This is a genomic window from Comamonas sp. 4034 (assembly GCF_050434545.1).
In the GTDB taxonomy this organism is placed as follows: Bacteria; Pseudomonadota; Gammaproteobacteria; order Burkholderiales; family Burkholderiaceae_C; genus Comamonas; species Comamonas odontotermitis.
This window is the reverse complement of sequence record NZ_JBNDIT010000018.1, coordinates 47,826-65,346: the sequence shown is the minus strand read 5'-3', so window position 1 is coordinate 65,346 and position 17,521 is coordinate 47,826. Positions and strand designations below refer to the sequence as shown.

Annotated in this window: 15 protein-coding genes and 1 tRNA gene; 4 read left to right on the top strand and 12 right to left on the bottom strand. The window is 60.8% G+C overall.

All coding sequences use genetic code 11. The features are described 5' to 3' along the window. Nucleotides 1-49: 49 nt before the first annotated feature. On the top strand, nucleotides 50-1,174 hold the full coding sequence (locus tag ABIE32_RS17590; protein ID WP_429018028.1) for a site-specific integrase: 1,125 nt from the start codon (nucleotides 50-52) through the stop codon (nucleotides 1,172-1,174). Nucleotides 1,175-1,195: 21 nt separating this feature from the next. On the opposite strand, the gene ABIE32_RS17585 is transcribed toward ABIE32_RS17590, so the two are convergent. The 3 genes from ABIE32_RS17585 to ABIE32_RS17575 form a co-directional block, all read right to left on the bottom strand. Further along, entirely contained in the window at nucleotides 1,196-1,999 is an 804-nt protein-coding gene (locus ABIE32_RS17585; RefSeq protein ID WP_429018026.1) for a heparan-alpha-glucosaminide N-acetyltransferase, read from the bottom strand. Nucleotides 2,000-2,135: 136 nt separating this feature from the next. Further along, a tRNA-Pro gene (locus ABIE32_RS17580) sits at nucleotides 2,136-2,212 on the bottom strand. Nucleotides 2,213-2,368: 156 nt separating this feature from the next. Next, a complete protein-coding gene (locus ABIE32_RS17575; protein ID WP_429018024.1) occupies nucleotides 2,369-3,121 on the bottom strand; it encodes an SDR family oxidoreductase in 753 nt (250 codons plus the stop codon). Nucleotides 3,122-3,289: 168 nt separating this feature from the next. On the opposite strand from ABIE32_RS17575, the gene ABIE32_RS17570 reads away from it, so the two are divergent. Further along, on the top strand, nucleotides 3,290-4,183 hold the full coding sequence (locus tag ABIE32_RS17570; protein ID WP_224152503.1) for a LysR family transcriptional regulator: 894 nt from the start codon (nucleotides 3,290-3,292) through the stop codon (nucleotides 4,181-4,183). Between the two features lie 151 nt (nucleotides 4,184-4,334). Here the strand turns inward: ABIE32_RS17570 and ABIE32_RS17565 are convergent, their stop codons facing one another. Genes ABIE32_RS17565 through ABIE32_RS17550 form a run of 4 tightly spaced genes read right to left on the bottom strand, consistent with a single transcriptional unit; the run spans nucleotide 4,335 to nucleotide 6,663 of the window. Beyond that, complete coding sequence (locus tag ABIE32_RS17565; RefSeq protein WP_429018022.1) at nucleotides 4,335-5,291, bottom strand: MBL fold metallo-hydrolase; 957 nt, start codon at nucleotides 5,289-5,291, stop codon at nucleotides 4,335-4,337. Nucleotides 5,292-5,336: 45 nt separating this feature from the next. After that, entirely contained in the window at nucleotides 5,337-5,609 is a 273-nt protein-coding gene (locus ABIE32_RS17560) for a hypothetical protein (RefSeq protein ID WP_429018020.1), read from the bottom strand. A gap of 6 nt (nucleotides 5,610-5,615) precedes the next feature. Next, entirely contained in the window at nucleotides 5,616-6,008 is a 393-nt protein-coding gene (locus ABIE32_RS17555) for a nuclear transport factor 2 family protein (RefSeq protein ID WP_429018019.1), read from the bottom strand. A 19-nt stretch (nucleotides 6,009-6,027) separates the two neighbouring features. Beyond that, nucleotides 6,028-6,663 (bottom strand): DsbA family protein, encoded by a 636-nt coding sequence (locus tag ABIE32_RS17550; protein ID WP_429018017.1) that lies wholly within the window; start codon nucleotides 6,661-6,663, stop codon nucleotides 6,028-6,030. 81 nt (nucleotides 6,664-6,744) lie between these two features. Here ABIE32_RS17550 and ABIE32_RS17545 point away from each other — a divergent pair, with 81 nt between their 5' ends. Together ABIE32_RS17545 and ABIE32_RS17540 are read left to right on the top strand one after the other, a co-directional pair. Next, nucleotides 6,745-7,698, top strand: coding sequence for a LysR family transcriptional regulator (locus ABIE32_RS17545; RefSeq protein ID WP_429018015.1), 954 nt, complete (start codon nucleotides 6,745-6,747; stop codon nucleotides 7,696-7,698). A gap of 224 nt (nucleotides 7,699-7,922) precedes the next feature. Further along, nucleotides 7,923-8,987 carry an MBL fold metallo-hydrolase gene (locus ABIE32_RS17540; protein WP_429018013.1) on the top strand — a complete coding sequence of 355 codons (1,065 nt, stop codon included), beginning with the start codon at nucleotides 7,923-7,925 and terminating at the stop codon, nucleotides 8,985-8,987. Between the two features lie 122 nt (nucleotides 8,988-9,109). On the opposite strand, the gene ABIE32_RS17535 is transcribed toward ABIE32_RS17540, so the two are convergent. The 5 genes from ABIE32_RS17535 to ABIE32_RS17515 all read right to left on the bottom strand — a co-directional run bounded on the left by ABIE32_RS17535 (nucleotide 9,110) and on the right by ABIE32_RS17515 (nucleotide 17,452). Next, nucleotides 9,110-9,511, bottom strand: a complete 402-nt coding sequence (locus ABIE32_RS17535; protein WP_429018012.1) for a TssQ family T6SS-associated lipoprotein — start codon at nucleotides 9,509-9,511, stop codon at nucleotides 9,110-9,112. Nucleotides 9,512-9,669: 158 nt separating this feature from the next. Continuing rightward, nucleotides 9,670-11,730 (bottom strand): protein kinase domain-containing protein, encoded by a 2,061-nt coding sequence (locus tag ABIE32_RS17530; protein ID WP_429018010.1) that lies wholly within the window; start codon nucleotides 11,728-11,730, stop codon nucleotides 9,670-9,672. Between the two features lie 84 nt (nucleotides 11,731-11,814). Further along, on the bottom strand, nucleotides 11,815-12,546 hold the full coding sequence (tagF, locus tag ABIE32_RS17525; protein WP_429018009.1) for a type VI secretion system-associated protein TagF: 732 nt from the start codon (nucleotides 12,544-12,546) through the stop codon (nucleotides 11,815-11,817). Nucleotides 12,547-12,593: 47 nt separating this feature from the next. After that, nucleotides 12,594-16,199 (bottom strand): type VI secretion system membrane subunit TssM, encoded by a 3,606-nt coding sequence (gene tssM, locus ABIE32_RS17520; protein ID WP_429018007.1) that lies wholly within the window; start codon nucleotides 16,197-16,199, stop codon nucleotides 12,594-12,596. Next, complete coding sequence (locus ABIE32_RS17515; RefSeq protein WP_429018006.1) at nucleotides 16,199-17,452, bottom strand: DotU family type VI secretion system protein; 1,254 nt, start codon at nucleotides 17,450-17,452, stop codon at nucleotides 16,199-16,201. The genes tssM and ABIE32_RS17515 overlap by 1 nt, the downstream gene beginning before the upstream one ends. Nucleotides 17,453-17,521: the final 69 nt, after the last annotated feature.

The window sequence follows — 17,521 nt, the reverse complement described above, 5'->3', positions numbered from 1 at the left end:
CTGGTATTTAATGTAATACATCATACATTAGATGTAATATTTATTCAATATGAAATCCAACAATCCACGCCGTGGCGCTTTGCAACCCCTTTTGGCAGCCCTGTCCACTACCGATGTACAGCCACTGCAGGCGGACGCCCTGTCGCAGGCAGCGCGCACGGCTTTGGACGCCTTGCGGCTGGAGGCCGAATCGGCCAATACCACGCACAGCTACCAAAGCGCCCTGCGCTACTGGGCCGCGTGGTACTGGCTGCGCTACCGGCAGGCCATTGCCCTGCCCTTGTCTGTTGCTGCGGTGCTGCAATTCATTGCAGACCACGGCGAACGCGTCTTGGAAGACGGGCTGGCCTGCGACCTGCCCGCATCCATCGACGCGCAACTGGTGCAGGCGGGCTTCAAGGGGAAAACGGGGGCTCTGGCGCATTCCACGCTGGTGCACCGGATTGCAGTGCTCTCCAAGGCACACAGCCGCAAGGCGCTCACCAACCCGTGCCGCGATGCCGAGGTGCGCGAAGCCCTCTCCCACTTGCGCAAGGCCTATGCACGGCGAGGGGCGCTGGCTCAGAAAAAGGCTGCGCTGACGCGGCTTCCGCTGGAGCAGTTGCTGGCCACCTGCGACGACAGCCTCAAAGGCCGGCGCGACCGCGCACTGCTGCTGTTTGCCTGGGCGAGCGGCGGCAGGCGTCGCTCGGAGGTGGCCGAGGCACGCATGGAGTGGCTGCAGCCCATGGGGCCGCACCAATACCTGTATGACCTGCGCCTGTCCAAGACGAATCAATCAGGGGTGGATCGTCCAGAAAATCTGAAGCCTGTGGTGGGTCCCGCCGGCGTGGCGCTGGCACAGTGGCTGGAGGCCGCGGACATCAGCGAGGGGCCCATCTTTCGGCGGATTTTCAGGAATGGACGGGTGGGCGACACGGCACTGACGCCACTGTCCGTGAACAACATCGTCAAGGAGCGTTGCGCACTGGCGGGCATTGACGGCAATTTTTCGGCGCATTCGCTGCGCTCGGGCTTTGTGACCGAGGCCGGACGCCAGAACATGGCCTTGGTCGACACGATGGCTATGACGGGCCACCAGAGCGCCTCCACCGTCCTGAGCTACTTCCGCGCCGAAGCGCCGCTGGCCAACAAGGCGGCCCGCCTGCTGGAAGACCCCGGCACAGAGGAGTGACAGAAGACACGTAGGCGAGCCCTAATGCCGCAATTGCAGTACCTGCATCACCAGCATCAGACCGCCCAGCAGCACCAACTGGTGCAGCATGTAATAAGGCAGGCTGTGCCGGCCCAGCCAGGCCAGCAGGCGCATGGCGCCTGCCCTGGCCGGGTGCGACCACCAGGCGCGCGCGCTGCCGGTTGCCTGCGCAAACCATTGCCGGCCCGCCACAAAACCCATCAGCATGATGCCCAGCCATGGCAGCAGTGGCACATAGTCTTCAGTGCGTGGCTTGGTGGTGATCAGGCCCAGCACACTGCCTGCCCTGCCATTGAGCCACTGCATCCACTCTGGCGGCAGGCTGCCTGCCGTGTGCCGATAGACCGGCGGCAGTGCAATGGCGATGACAGCCACCACCAGCAAAAGCCACGCAGGCACGCCGCGCCATGCGCGCACCATCAGCAGCATGGCAGCCATGCCGTGCAGCACCCCGAAATAGATGTAGCTCTGCGGAAACATCAGGTACGAGCCCATGCTGACCGCCAGTGCGCAGGCCGCCACCACGCCCCAGCGGCGCAAAAAACGCCCCCAGGGCACGTTCTGCGCCAGTGCCGCAGCCTGCGCGAGGCCTGCGCAGAACAGGAACAGGCTCACGATGGCGGTGCGCTGCCAGACCCAGAATGGGTCGCGGTAGAAATCCTGGGCCCAGATGCCCAGATAACTCAGGTCGAAGCAGAAGTGAAATGCCGTCATCCACACCATCGCGAGACCTCGCAGCGCATCCAACCGGTCCAGACGACCAGAGGTACGGGAGGCTGCGGCAGTTTTCGGGGCTCGGCTCATGCAGAAAATGGATTGGGCAGGCAATGCCGCACTATAGCGGCCCCGCAGCACCCGATCAGCGGTTGGCAATCCGTGAGCGGGCCGCACATGGCCAAAGAAAAACCCGCTGCAATTGCTTGCAGCGGGTGTTCAATAGTGGTCGGAGCGGCGGGATTCGAACTCGCGACCCTCTGCTCCCAAAGCAGATGCGCTACCAGACTGCGCTACGCTCCGACAAGCTAGCATTATAGCCAGGTTTTTTCGGGGTTTTCAAGTGGTTTGCATATTCGGGCGGAAAAATACCGCAGCGCCGGTAGGTCTTCGCCATCTGGCTGAGGCGTATCGAGTATCGAGCTGCTTCACCAGGTGCCCCGCACGAAGCGCCTTGGCTCAGACAATGCCTCCATTGGCGCGAATCGTCTGCCCGTTGACCCAGGCGCCATCGGCCCCGGCGAGCATGGAAACCAGTGCGGCAATGTCCTCGGGGCGGCCCAGCCGCTCCAGTGGTGCCATCTTCGACATGCGTTCGATCTGCTCAGGCGTCTTTCCATCCAGAAACAGGGCCGTTGCCGTGGGCCCCGGCGCTACGGCGTTGACGGTGATGTCCCTGCCTCGCAACTCCTTGGCCAGGATATGGGTCATGGTCTCCAGCGCCGCCTTGGTGGCTGCGTAGACCGAATACCCTGGCAAGCCCAGGCCGACCACGCTGGTCGAGAAGTTGACGATACGCCCGCCCGGACCCATGCGGCGCGCTGCCTCGCGCATGGTGTTGAAGCTCCCCTTCAGGTTGATGGACAGCAAGCGGTCGAAGGTGGCATCGTCGGTATCGGCCAGGTGGGGCAGCGTAGGCGGCATGATTCCGGCGTTGTTGACCAGCACGCTCACCGGACCCAGCTTGGCTTCCACCAGGTCAAACATATGGCGTACCGCGTCCGGGTCGGACACATCTGCCTGCACCGCAAAGGCGCGGCCGCCCCGCGCAATGATGGACTCGGTCACCGATTGCGCTTCTGCATGGCTGCCCGCGTAGTTGACAGCCACGGCGTGGCCATCTGCTGCGAGGCGGCGGGCAATGGCGGCACCGATGCCGCGTGAGGCGCCGGTGATCAGTGCAACGGATGAAGGTGTATGAGAGGTGTTCATGGGATGGCGTCTGTTGTCCGGGATGTCCGGGTTGTCTGGTTGGTGAGTTGTCAGGAATTGGCGTCGGCAATCCTGACGTGGTGCCATGACTTTATTGTTTTTATGAAAACGAATAAATATCGGAATTTGGCATCACAATCCATAAAATCTAAACAATAAGGCGACGCCATGGACCGTTTGGACGCCATGCATCTGTTTGTGCGCATCGTGGATCTGGCCAGCTTTACCAAGGCGGCCGATGAATTGCAGCTGCCGCGCGCATCCGTGAGTCTTGCCGTGCAGCAGCTCGAAGCGCGCCTGGGTGTCCGGCTGCTGCAGCGCACGACGCGCCACGTCAGCCCGACAGTGGATGGCCAGGCCTACTATCTGCGCTGCCAGCAGATCCTGCAGGATGTGGACGAAGCCGAAGGCGCATTTGGCAAGAGCACACGCATGCCGCACGGGAAGATTCGGGTGAATCTGCAAGGCACGCAGGCGCTGCACTTCATCCTGCCACGCCTGGGTGAGTTCCATTCCCGCTACCCGGATATCGAACTCGAAATCGGCCTGGGTGACCGCTTCATCGATCTCGTGCGCGAAGGGATCGACTGCGTGCTGCGCTCGGGCGAGCCCAAGGATTCGTCACTGGTGGGCCGGCGCGTCGCCCTGCTGGCCCAGGTGACCTGTGCCAGCCAGGATTACCTGCACCGGCGCGGCCAGCCTCGAACGCTGGAGCAATTCAAGACGCACGACGCGGTGAACTATCTGGGCGCCAATGGCCGCAGCCTGCCCTTCGAATTTCTCGTGCAGGGCCAGAAGCTGGCGGTTCAGTTGCGGGGGCCGGTTTCCGTAAGCAGTGCCTATGCCTATACCGCCTGCTGCCTGGCGGGCATGGGGTTCATTCAGGTGCCGCGCTACCACGTGCAGGCCCATCTGCGCAGCGGCGAGTTGCGCGAAGTCTTTCCTGAGTGGGCGCCAGCCCCCCTGCCCGTCTCGGTACTCTACCCGCATGCAAGGCATCTGTCGCCAAGAACCCGGGTGTTCATCGATTGGGTGGCGGAATGCATGGCACTGGCTGCCTGAGGCAATGCCAGCCGGTGCCCCTCACGCGCACCCGAGCAAGCCCGGGGATTTTCTGCAAAACCCTCGCCAGACGGGGGATGGACGCGGATCGCCCGACACCGCGCTCAGACCACGGCAAGGAGTTTTACAGAGCCTTCCTAGGCACAGGCCATCAACCCCACTTCATCTCGCCCTTGGCAACCTTGGCGCTGAGTGCCAGGCTTTCGAGCCCGCCCAGACCTGGGAAGCGCTGTTGCATGGCCGCAATCAGTTCGGCGGAGTTCTTTGCCTTGGCGGCTTCTTCGTCAAAAGCGCGAATGTAGTCGGCGGTAAAGTCCACCGCTGCGATGCCCTGCGGCATTGGCCCCGCAAAATGGCCTGGAATGACGACTGCCGGGGCCAGGGCCTTGATGCGCTCCAGCATGGCCAGCCAATCGGTGTGAGACTGCGCAGTCTGGGTGTCTGCCATCCAGACATGCTCGCCAGCCAGCACAGGAATGCCGCCCGCTACGGTCTTGATTGATGGAATCCACACGACGGTGCGGTCTGGCGTAGGCCCGTCGAGCCCGATCAGTTTGAGCTCCTGCCCATCGACCATCAGCGTGTCGCCCTGCAAAGGCTGGGGCACGATGATCTGCTTGGGCGCATTCGCTCCCAACTGCGGCCCCCAGACCTTGAGCTTTTCGTCCTTGGTCGCTTCGATGTGCGCAATGGTTTGCGCTGTGGCCACAATCCTGGCGTCGGGGAAGGCGGCGTGGAGGCTGTCCAGGCCAAAGTAGAAGTCGGGATCGCCGTGGCTGATGTAGATGGTGGTGAGGCGCTTGCCGGTGGCCTTGACCTTGTCAGCCAACTTGCGGGCCTGTTCAGCCGAGAACTGCGCATCGATCAGCACCACCTCGCTCTTGCCCAGTACCAGCACCGACGAGACGGCAAAGATCGCCTGCTCGCCAGGGTTGAAGACTTCGGTGGTCAGCGCCGCCTGCTGCGCAGGCTCGGATGGTGACGCAGCCGCCGGGGCGGTCGCTGGCGCTGCTGCGGGCGCGGTTGCATTGTCCGCCTTGTCGCAACCAGCCAGCATGGCAGCAGCCGCAAGGGTAATGGCCGACAGGGTGTAGATCGATGGTTTCATGTGCTTTCCTTCCAAAGGTGAAAATTGCAGGTCGGTTGCCTTGCGTCAGGGGCTCTGCGCTGCTTGTGCTTGCAGCGCAGCCCGCAGCAGGGCCAGTTCCTCGTCAAAACTTCCGCGCTGGCGAAAACGCTTGCCCGCGCGGTCATACCAGTTCTCGGCGTCTTCCAGATCGCCTTCCTGCAGGTGCACGAGACCGTGCAACCAGGCTGCAAGCAGGCCCTCGTGGCGCTGCACGCCATCGTGTGCGGCCTGCCAGTTGCCTGCCTGCAACTGCGTCAGCAGGGCCAGCAGTTGCTGTGGCTCATGGGCGTGCTGCATGGCGCGTCAATCCTTCATGGCCTGCTGCACGGGGTGGCTGTCCACTACCTGGTCCATGCGGATGATCTGGCCATTCCTGAGTTCATAGAGATGCGAGAAGGCGGCGGTCATGTGCTTGCCCGTTTGGCGATAAGTGCCCGAATAGATTCCAAAGGCAGCCACCTTGTCGCCATCTTCCAGGTAGGTGTGAACCCGGGCAGCAAAGCCCTCCCATTCACTGCCCAGTCGCTGAAAGACGCCGGCCACGATTTGTGCAGCCCCGATATAGGTGCCTGCATAAGGAAAGCCAGATGCCTCGGTCCAGCGTACATCCGGTGCCAGCGCGGCAAGCAGATGCCTGCTGTTGTCCTGTGGCGAGCCTTCATAGGTCGCGCGGATGGTGTCCAGATTGCTTGTCATCGTCATCTCCCATGCAAAGTCAGGCCGCCAGCACCTGTTCCAGAAAACCGTGCGGATCGGAAAATGCGGCGCTGGAAGGCAGCAGCCGAGCCTGCCCGTCGATTTGCAGAACAAAGCTGGGCACACCACGCGCGCCGAACTGCTGCATCAACTGCCGGGCCTGGTGGATGCGCCGGTTGTTGGCCTCTACCAAGGCTGCGTCCGGTCGGGCCAGACGCGCGGCAGCATCCGTGAGGCACAGCCTGCCAAGAATGGCCTGCAGGCTGTCGATGTCGGAGATGTCCATCCCGTCCACGTAGCGTGCCTGTTGCAGGGCCTTGAGTGCCTCCACCTCCCGCGACGGCTCGGTCAGCGCCACAGCGGTGAGCGCGAAGGTCGCCGGGCCGCTGTCGAACATCTGCTGGTGGTTGGCCAGCACTTCGGAGCGATAGCGCTCACTGAAGACCTGACCGGTCAGGCCTTCGATCCGCTGGTCATTGCTCCACGCATAGGCAGCAAATTCCGCATCCATGGGGCGCGCGCCTTCACCAGCGAACAAGCCACTGGGCAACAGGTGCAACTGCACGTCGGCGTGCCCTGCCAATGCCGTGACCGCCGGCCCCGCGCCGTAACACCAGCCGCACAGCGGATCGAAGATGTAATACAAATCTCTCATGCGCATTCCATATCTTGTTGAATGTCTCCATGGTAAGTTCCATGTATTGACAAATAAATACCGATGTAATAGATAGACTGTATGCCAATAGCAAACAATCAAGACGATGCTTCGGGCGGCAACTTTGCCAATCTCAAGCGGCTGGCGTATTTCGCAGCCGTCGTGGAAACCGGCAGCTTCACCGCCGCAGCCGAGCGCTTGGGCATCACCAAAGCCGTGGTCAGCCAACAGGTGGCGCGGCTGGAGGCCGAGTTCAGGGCCAGCCTGCTGACCCGTACCACGCGCAAGGTGGCGCCCACCGATGCCGGGCGTGCCTTCTACCAGCGCTGCGCGCTGATTCTCAAGGAAGCGGGCGAAGCCTTTGACGAACTGGCCGAGGTGGCGAAGGCGCCATCGGGCACGCTGCGCCTGACGGCTCCCTTGGACTATGGCATCACCGCCATCGTGCCGGTGATCACCGAGTTCTGCCGCCGTTATCCGCAATGCAAGGTGGATGCCGCGCTCAGCGACCAATCCCTGGATCTGGTGAGCGGCCAGGTGGAACTGGCGATTCGCGTGGGCTGGCTCACCGATCTGCACCTGCAGGCCAGGCAGGTCGGTACTTTCCGGCAATTGCTGGTGGCGTCGCCGGCGTGGGGCAGGCAGTTGGCAGGCATCACGCAGCCCCAGCAGATCGCCGCCCTGCCCTTTATCGCCAACACCGCATTGCGTGATCCGCTCCAATGGAGCTTTGCCCCAGGCGAAGCCGGGCACCAGCATGTGAACGTGACCGTGCAATCGGCCATATCGCTCGATGCCACGCTGGCCGTACGCGAGGCGGTGCGCCAGGGTGCAGGGCTTTCGGTGCTGCCCGACTATGCGGTGGAGAAGGATCTGCAAGAAGGCCACCTGGTACACGTATTGCCGCGTTGGGTGCTGCCTTCCGGTGGTATCCATGCCGTATTTCCAGCCACACGCTTTCGCCCGATCAAGGTGCGCGCCTTTGTGGACTTGCTGCAGGAACGGCTGGCGGCGCCCCCCCAGCCAACACCGTAGAGAAAGAGCCCTGCGAACATGGACCTTGCAGGACTCCACGGTCTGGCTCCAGCTTCCGCACATCCAGGCCGCCAGAGTTCATGCCACACCAAGATAAGGAGTGGCCGTGCGAGGCGTTTTTCCGCAAAGATACAAATTAAAACGAAATGAAAGGACGCAGCACAAAGTCATTAATGGTCAATAGCTGATAAATTCTTAGACGCGAATATCAATTGATTTAAGCAATGATCACCTGGACTCTGACTTTACAACGCGGTCGCCATTTCGTCTTCGTCGCTCTGGCTGCGTCACTGCTTGCTGGTTGCGCAAGCTTTGAGAGCGATAAAAAAGCCGACCCGGTTGACCTGAACAATCCTGCGGACGCTTCGGAGGCAGCGCCAAGCTTTGGCAAAGCGGATCAGAGCCCTGGTTTTTTCCGAATGAAGCTGGGCGACTACACGGTGACCTCTCTGTATGACGGGTATGTGGAGTTGAACGGCAAGCTGTTCAAAGGCCGTCCAACCGCCACCATCGCCAATTTGCTGAAACAGTCCAGGCAGACACAAAGTATCTACACCTCCATCAACGCCTTTTTGCTGGACACCGGCAAGCAGGTCGTATTGATCGATGCCGGCGGGTCTGCAGCCCTGAGTGGTTCGATGGGCAAACTGCTCAGCAGCCTGAAAATGTCCGGGTACGAGCCCGAGGACGTTTCCGTCATTTTCCTGACCCATTTGCATCCCGACCATATTGGTGCGCTGGCCCAGGACGGGAAGATGACCTTCCCCAACGCCCACCTCTATGTCTCCGAGGCGGAGGCCGCACATTGGCTCGCGCCCAGCAGAAACAGCGGAGAGTTGCCTTATTTCCAGGGCACGCAACAGGCAATCGCACCCTACCAGCAGGCCTCGCGGTTTCATACACTGCCTTCCTCGAACCGTACGCCGGTTGCCGGAGTGCAGGCCGTGAATCTCCCCGGCCACACGCCCGGGCATCTGGCTTACCGGGTCAGCTCCGGCAATGAATCGCTGCTGTTCTGGGGTGATGTGGTGCACAACTTTGTGCTCCAATTCAGCGACCCGGCCATTTATATTGATTTTGATCAAGATTCGAAAAAGGCCAGAATCTCCAGAACCAAGATTTTGCAGGACGCGCAAAAATCAGGAGAATGGATTGCCGGCGCGCACATGCCGTTCCCAGGTATTGGCCAGGTGCTGGCGGCGGGAAAGAACAGCTACCGCTGGCTCCCGATTGATTACTCAAGAACCCTGAACGGCCACCCCAAAGAGGCGCAGCCAGAGAAGAAATGACAATCTGAAAACCTGAAAGCTCGATTTTCCGATTGCCCGGTTTTCAATTCCCGCCCTCTCAAGCAAAAAAGCCTGACCGGTAGAACCAGTCAGGCTTTTGATTGTGTGCTGGTTGCTGCCAGTTACTTCGCAGATTTAGCAACCTCGGCCTTGGCCTCCTGAAATACCGGCCCCCACAATGGATGGCCGCGCTCCGCGCTCGACAGGTCAAAACCCGGCTCGAGCCTGAGTAGATCGACAAAGGTCTTTCTGCATTGGGCGCCATTGCCGCTTACACAGTAGCTGAATGCCAGGTATTTCAAGGACCGGTAGCGCAGCTCCGGCCAGGCGCGATCAAATGCGGGGTCCTTGAATATCTTGATTGCCTCGGGAAAATTGCCGTCGTTGTACTTCGCAAGGCCGTCTGCAAACCTGCGCTCCACAGCCGTCAGGTTGGGGTCGGCTGGATCGACCTCGTTGGTGATCTGAGCCGCGCGGGACTCGGGAGGCTTGGGTGGCGCTGGCTCTGCAGGCGCAATTGTCACTACCGGTTTGCTATCTCCGTCCTTTTTCGCTTCATTGGTTGTACAGGCTGACACTGCAATTGCAACGCCCAGAATCGCCAGCGTGGGTGCCAAATTTCTGCATTTCGACATAGGTAAATTTCCAATTGAACTCAATGTTAGCGGCTCTTAGAACGTGTTTAGAACTTGTGGGCCAGCACAACGTCTTTTTTATCCAGTATCTTGATGGACCCTGTGAACCTTGGAAGGTCGCCATTTTCAATGACCACACGGTGCTCTCCTTCCGGAAGCCAGATACGCACAACCGGGGGGGAGATTCCCTTGTCCTGCCCATCGATGACAATGCGGCCCCAAGGCTGAACCGAGAATTTGATGTAGGCCCCTGGTTTTTCCTGCCTCGTCTCTGCAGCGGCTCTTTGCTCGCCGCCGGCAGGAGGATGCGCCGGCACATTCTTTCCTGTGGCTGGCCGAGCGCCAGACAGAAGGTCTCCCACAGCGTCCTTGGTCTTGGGAGTTTCGGAGGCCTTGTTGGGCGGCTGGGTGGATGCAGAGGCAACGGTGCTTTCCGGCGCCTTGGGCGCCGTGGTAGGCAACGCAATCTCAGGAGTTTTTGCGGGCCCCGTTTTTTCAGGCTCTGCCTGCTTTACCTGGCTCTGCGCGGGCTCTTTGCCTGCGGCAGCCGTGACGGCCACAGGTTGGCCTGCGGGCGGATTCGCTGGCTGGCCCGCAGACGGGCCATTTGCGGGCGCGACCTGCCCTTCCCCTGTGGCATTGCCAGAATCCTTCGCGGCGGGGCGGCCTGCATTTGCGCCGTTGGCACCATTTGCGACAGCAGCGCCGGTTGCAGCAATTGCTCCAGCGGCTCCAATTGCACCACTTGTGCCGCCTGCAACTTCAGTCGCAGCCACCGGCGGAATGACGACAGGTGCGGCTTGCTGCGCGCTCTCTTGCGGTCTGGCCTCGGCCGGCGGTTCGGTTCCGCCTGAGGCTTGCGCCATGCCCGAGTGCGTGGTGGAGGCATCACCTCTTGTCGTCCACCACGACACGAGAGCACCGAGCACCAACACCCCGCCGACACCGGCGGCCACCAACGGCCAACGGCGAACCGGAGGAGTGACCCTGGGGGCCGCTACCGCAGCCGGGCGTTCAACAGGAGGAACGGGCGCCGGATCCATATCCGCCATGGGTGGCTGCTCGCTTGCAACAGGCTCGGCGCTGGGTACAGCCACAGGTTCATGGGGGATCGCCTCGCTGGAGGCGATTTCTTCCACAACGCTCTGTGGGGCCACTTCCGGGCCAACAACAGCAGATTCCAGGATTGCGTTCGTCTCTGCAAGGGGGCTTTCAACCGGTGTTTCTTCGGACGTCTGCGCCGCTGGTGACAGTCCGGCCTGGAAATCATCGATCGATTGAGGGCGGTCATTGGGGAATACCGCCAGCGAATGGTCAATTGCCTGGGCAAAGGATGGTGAAATCGGGTAATCGGCTGAAAGATGAAGTTTTTTCAGCGGGTCCTTCACCAGCCGGGCCACAGATGCCACTGGCGCCTTGCCCGTCACCACGAAGTACAGGACAGCGCCCACGCCGTAGATATCCGTCCAGGGGCCCTGGCGCATGGATTCATCATCCGCATACTGCTCGATCGGCGCAAATCCCGGTTTGAGGATGACGGTGAGGGCCTGCGTCATGTCCCCTATCACCTGCCTTGCCGCACCAAAATCGAGCAACATCGGAGCGCCGGTGTCCAGAACCATGATGTTGTCGGGCGACAGATCGCGGTGGTAGTAGTTTTTGGCATGCAGCAGGCGCAAGGCATCCAGAACCGGCGCTATCACCTGGTGCTTTATCCATGGCTCCTGGGTACGCCGGTCCGGCTCTTCCTGCAATACCTTGCGCAGGGTTCGGCCCTTGCAGTACTGCATGACCATGTACGCCGTCCCGTTCTGCTCCCAGAATCGGTGAATGCGGATCAGTGCAGGATGCTCGAACTGCGCCAGTATTCGTGCTTCATTGAGAAAGCTCTGCAGGCCAGTCTTGAAGGTTCCTTCGTATTTTTCAAATCGAGGGCGCACGATCCCTTCGCTGTCGCGAAAAGCAATTGCGCCGGGCAGATATTCCTTGATCGCCACCGTTCGCTGCAAGGAATGGTCGTAGGCCAGGTAGACGATGGAGAACCCGCCTTCACCGATGATGCTGAGAAGCTCAAACTCGCTCAGCCGGGTTCCGACGGGAAGGCTCATCGCCGCTCCTGCAGTGGGTGAGCCGTCAGGCATTTCTTGTTCCATATTCTTCAGTCAAGGTTCGTATTTCGATCGCTGCGCCGATCAGCGGGTATTGCGGCCAAACAGCCAGGTCATCAAGGTTCCATCCATTCCCGACTCGTAGGAGAATGCCTTCAGGCGGGCGCCTCCTGCAGGATGCGTCCACCAGAATGAGGGGCAGTCCTTTTCCAGCAGTGAACGGGCAATGTCCGGCCATGGATAGGATGCGCCACGCACCACCGGCCGCGTTCTCTGCTCTTCGCTCTCAAGGGTGGAGGCGTGCCCCAGAATCTCCAGAATATCGGAGCCCTCAGGCGGATCGACCGCTGCGGAAGCTGGAAACACGGAACTCCATTGCGCCATGACGTTCATCCAGACATCGTCGATGCCGCTTCTAGGCAAGGATCGCTGGATCACTGAATGAATATGGTGTCCCGTCATGTTCAGCAAGGAGGGAAGCTCCATCAGCACCGCCGTGGACGTCAGGACAACGGACTCGGGAAGCGCATAGCCCACAACAAATGGATATCTGCGCCCCACTCTGTCCATGCTGGGCGCTATGCAACCCACCATGATCCTGTTGTCGCCGGCAATCCTGCTGGGCAACAACATATTCCATGTGGGCGAATGCGCGAGCTGCTCCCCCCAGCCGTCGCCAAACTGGGAGCGGCCCTGCAGCATTCCTGCCTGCAACCATTCTTCCAGCACCACTCGGGCGCCGTCCCTTCGAGCGCTCCACACAAAATCACCGTGGCTCGGAAGCTTTCCGCCCCACACCACATCGATAGGTGCCATTCCCATGAAGTTCACGTTTCTGCGCTCCTCAGGCTTCAGAAAATTGTTCAAAACTGGCTCGGACAGCCAAATGTCTGCATCTGCGTGAGCCTGAACGGGTTTTGCACGCTGCTGGTGTGCACTTCGAACACGACCTTTTTCCCATTCACCATTGCAGTGGCCGTGAAGGAGTCGGGTCTCACGCCCGAAGCCAGTGTCAGCTTGTCGAAGAACCGGTGCAGGGCCCAGCTGCCATCTGCGCTCATGGCGCTCTGGCCACCGGTCTTGTCCGAAACCTGCAACGAGACCTGCTGCCGCCCCCTGGGGCCAGGCCAGACGACGTTCTGGCTCATTTGGGGGCCGTGCGCATAGCGAATCACCGTTCCATCCACATCCAGCGCCATGCTCGAAATAGCGGGGTCCATTTCCACCACCTTCATCTCCAGGCGAAGCTTGGGAATGGAATCACCATTTCCAAAGAACACACTGCGGATGACGCTGGCCTTCTGAAAGGCGCTGAGCGAGCCGTGGCCGCCAGTTTGACTTCCATCAATATTCTTCTTGAAGGTCCAGGTCGTGGTATCCACGATCGGCGCAAGCGTCTTGTTGAAAAAATCGTCCATCAGCCCCCCGGGCCCGAACAGCCGGGCGAAGTCCTGCGGCGTCACATCCTCTGATGCGCCCGGGTTGATGGGATAGCGCCCCGCCACGGCCTTGCGGCAGAAATCGCCTACGGTGGCGTTCAGGTTGGCGCCAATCTGGCTGCGCACCAGGCTCGTGGTCTGCTGGCTGCTTGCAGTGGCTATGCTGCCAATCATCTGCCCCAGCGGAACTGGCAGGCGGGATGCTTCCGTCTTCAACCGGATGGCAGCGTCTGGTGGCGGCGGAGTGCCGCCGGAGCGCACTGCGGCATCGGTCGCCACCAACGTTCCGTAGTACTCGTCCAGGGTTTTCATGATGGCGTCGATAGGCATGGAGCCGGGGTTCTGGGTTCCTGGGGCTCCTACCAGGCGGCGCAGTGGTTCAAAGTAGTTGTCGACGATCATCTCGTCCTTGTCTTCCTTGCGGGTATGCGCTGCAGCCACCGGGCCGATCACCCGCTCGATGTCGTCACGGGTGTTTTTGATGCTTTTGGTGACCTTGTCCACGACGGTCTGCTGCCCTTTGTCGGGCTCACGCAGCAAGGTAGTTTCCCGAACCACGCCCCGCAGGAAAAGAGGCAGCGGTGAATCGGGAGCCGACAATACGCTCAAGCGCTGAATCGACGCCTGCAACGATCCGCTGGGAATCAGCTGCACATCCTGGATGTACTGTGCCCAGGTCTGCTGGTATTCACGCAGATACAGCATGCGCACCTCCCGGACCAGCTTGCCCTGGGCTGCATCTCCCAGCTGGGTCTTGATGCTTTGCGCGGGCAGGCCAAGAACCCATCCCTCGTCGTCCGCCACTTCCGTCACGACGCTCCCGACCGACTTGTCGAACAGGTCCCAGTAGCCCTGGTAGGTAAAAAGGCCGGGAACGCCGCGGTTCAACGGCTGGCCGCCCTTGCGGACAAAGACATTGGCCGCCCGCGGACCGGCGACGTCCAGCACATTGAACTCCCTCAGGTCATTGCGCTGGAGGCGGCTGCGCAAGCGGTAGTAGGCACGCTGTGCCGTGGAGAGCGTCGAAAGCCTGCCACGCACCTGGCTTACCAGCGCGTCGTTCATGGGGTATGGCGAGCTGACGACTTTTTCGCTCGAGAACAGCGCGCTCAGATGCCTGTCTATGCTGGCCGCAGTCTTGGGGTCGGCATCCGGCAGTACAAAGCGCTTGAAATCGCTGCTCATCCACTGGCGCAGAAAGCCGGGTGAATAGTGCGCGCTTTGCTGCAGCATCAAGTAGGCCTTCAGTGCCTCGTACAAGTACTCCAGATTGTCGACCGGCGGGCGCTGGAGCTGCGCCTCCACACGCTTGGCCACAAACGGCAGCAGCCCGTTCTCCAGCATGCGCTGGTAGGCCAGGCTCGAAGCGGCTTCCACCTTTTCGCCCTGGAACAGGCCGTAGCGGTAGTCCATGGGCGGGTTCGTGATCGGGAAGTCAGGCATGTCGCCTATTCCCTTCACCTGTCCCAACAGCGCCATCAATCCAGCCAGATCGCCAGCATTGCTGTTGTATGCATCGACCGATTTCGAGACATCATCCGCATTGCTGCCGACATGATCCATATAGCCGTTGTTGTTGTTGTAGCTGATAAGCCATGCGGACAAGGCGCCAATCAACAACAGGACGGATGCCGCATATCCCAGGTAGGTAAAGAACCGGGTACGGCGCTCCCAGACCAGGTTGCGCCCCGCCAGATGCGATTCGGCAAAGATTACCTTCACCAGAAGGTCATACAGGAAATAGCTCTTGCCCCCCTCCTGGGCGCGGGCTACCGGCACGCTGCCTGCCGTGGCAAATGCCTTGCGCAAGCTGCCAAGCACCCGGTCAAAGACGGTGCCTTCCTGAGTGCCGCTGCTGAAGTACACGCCACGCAGCAGTGGCTGGTGCATGATGCGTGACTCCGCAAATACAAAGTCGACAGCCTTGGAAACCCGTGCCCGCAGCCCTGCAAATTGCTGTGGGAATGCATAGATGTAGTTGCGCCTGCGCTGGTCCATTTCCTGCGCCAGATGCGCATCCTGAACACTGAACAGCGTTTTTTCCAGGGCCGCCCATTCCTGGGCAAACAGCGATGGGGTGGGCCGGTTGTTCTTTGATTTCTCGGAGTACGGAAAGGTGAAACCCCAGACCTGATTGCGCTGCTCCCGGCTGTATCCGCCAAAGAACTCGTTGAAACCGGCCAGCAGATCGACCTTGGTCACCCACAGGTACACCGGCAGTTCGATAGAGAGGGCCTTTTGCAGCTCGTTCAGGCGCTCGCGCAGTGCCGTCAGATGCTGGATCAGTTCGTCATCCGTATAGGTGAGCAGATCCGACGCGCTCAGCGTCAGCATCACGCCATTGATGGGCTGGCGCGGGCGGTATTTCTTCAGAAGGCCAAGAAATCCCTCCCATTCGGTCTTGTCCACCGACTCGTTGCTGTCCTGCGTGGTGTAGCGCCCTGCCGTGTCGATCACCACCGCCTGGTCGGTGAACCACCAGTCGCAATTGCGTGTTCCCCCCACCCCTTGCAGCGCTGCTTTTCCGTACTGGCCGGCCAGCGGAAAATCAAGGCCGGAATTGATCAGGGCGGTTGTTTTGCCGGAGCCCGGTGCCCCCACAATGACGTACCACGGCAACTCGTAGATGAATTTGCGGCCCAGGCCGCTGCGCGACTGGCCTTCCACCCGCAAGGACTTGAGTGTCTTGGCAGCCTCCGAAAAACGGCCCTGCAGCTCCAGGACTTCATCGCTGACGTCGCCGCTCTTGCGCTGAGCATCCACGGATTCGCGCATCTGGCCGATGCGCTCAAACAGCAACCGGTTGATGCTGCGCCGACGCCAGAAGGACACCAGCAGCCACAGCACATACAGTGCCGCCAGAGTGCCGATACACCACCAGCGCACGCGCTCGGGCTCCAGTGGCCGGTACTCCGCAAAGGCAAACAGCGGCCCGGCAAACCAGATGAAAAGCGACAGCGCAATCACCCCCACCAGCACCCAGAACGCGCGACTCGCAAAAAAGCTGAAGAAACGTCGAATCCAATACATCATTTGTTGTCGCCCGCAGTTGGTGCAGCAAAAAGAACGACCTCTACCCGTCGATTGCGGGCACGTCCTTCTGCGGTCTTGTTATCGGCAACGGGTTGTGCATCGCCCATGCCCTGCGCCTGTAGCCGCTGGGGCGCCACTCCACGGCCGCGCAGGATGGAGGCAACCTGCTCCGCACGGTCCTTGGAAAGCTCGAAGTTGGATGGGTAGCGCGCAGTCCGGATGGGTACGTTGTCCGTATAGCCGCTCACCATCACATTTCCACGTTCGGCAACCAGGGCATCTGCCACGCGCTGCAGAACTGGCAGGTAGGCAGGAAGCACTGTGTTGGAGCCTGACGCAAACAAGCCATCTCCCCGCAACACGATCGTGCTGCGGTCAGCCTCGTCATGCACCGTGACCAGGCCTTCTCGAACCTCCGGCTCCAGGAATTTGCTGAATCTTGCGGGGCCTGGCCTGGAGACTGCGGCTACGGGCCGGTTCAGTTGCAAGCCACTGATCTTGTTGAAAAGCGCGTCAGAGCGCCCCGCCAGGGAAAAGGAAAACCAGAGGTAGCACCCCAGGCCGATCAGTGCCGCAAGGCACGCCACCACCCAGACCGGCAGCAACCGCCAGCCTTGGGGCCCGCCACCCACAGCACCGCGCCAATGAGGAGACAACTGGTCATCACTGCCCACGCCCAGATCACGCAGAATGGTCCAGAGGCGCTGGCGCAACGTCTCCAGCTGTGAGCGACCATTGTCGACGACCCGAAAGCGCCCTTCCAGCCCCAGTGAGATGCAGTAGTACATCAACTCCAGCAGATCGCGGTACTGCTGCGGGTTCTGGGCGAGTTTGGAGAGCAGTTGAAAGAACTTCTCCCCTCCCCAGGTCTCGTTGTGAAAGGTGACCAGCAGGCTGTGGCGCGACCAGACCCCCGAGCCTCCCCATGGCGTCTGCGCGGCGGATTCATCCACAAGGGTACAGAGGCAATAGCGCGCACCGACGATGGTCTCGGGCGGAACGCCAAGCTCCCGGGCCTTGCGCTCGAATTCGTGAATTCTTCCGATCAGGAACTCTCGCAGACTGGCTGCATCGGCCAGTTGCACCGTGCTTCTGATCTGCGGCACCAGATTGAGCACCGGGTTTGCTGCAACAACCAAGGGGTTGGAGCCGCTCACGACATCGGGCAGATCCAGCACCTGCGGGGCAGCACCGGCGAGAGGGTTGTGCGAAGATGGCGCGCCACCGGCCCCCTCACCGGAGGGAAACATGTCTGTGATTATTGTCGTCGTTGGATTGGACACAGCTTCTCTTTGTTAATTACTTGGCAACCGGGCCGG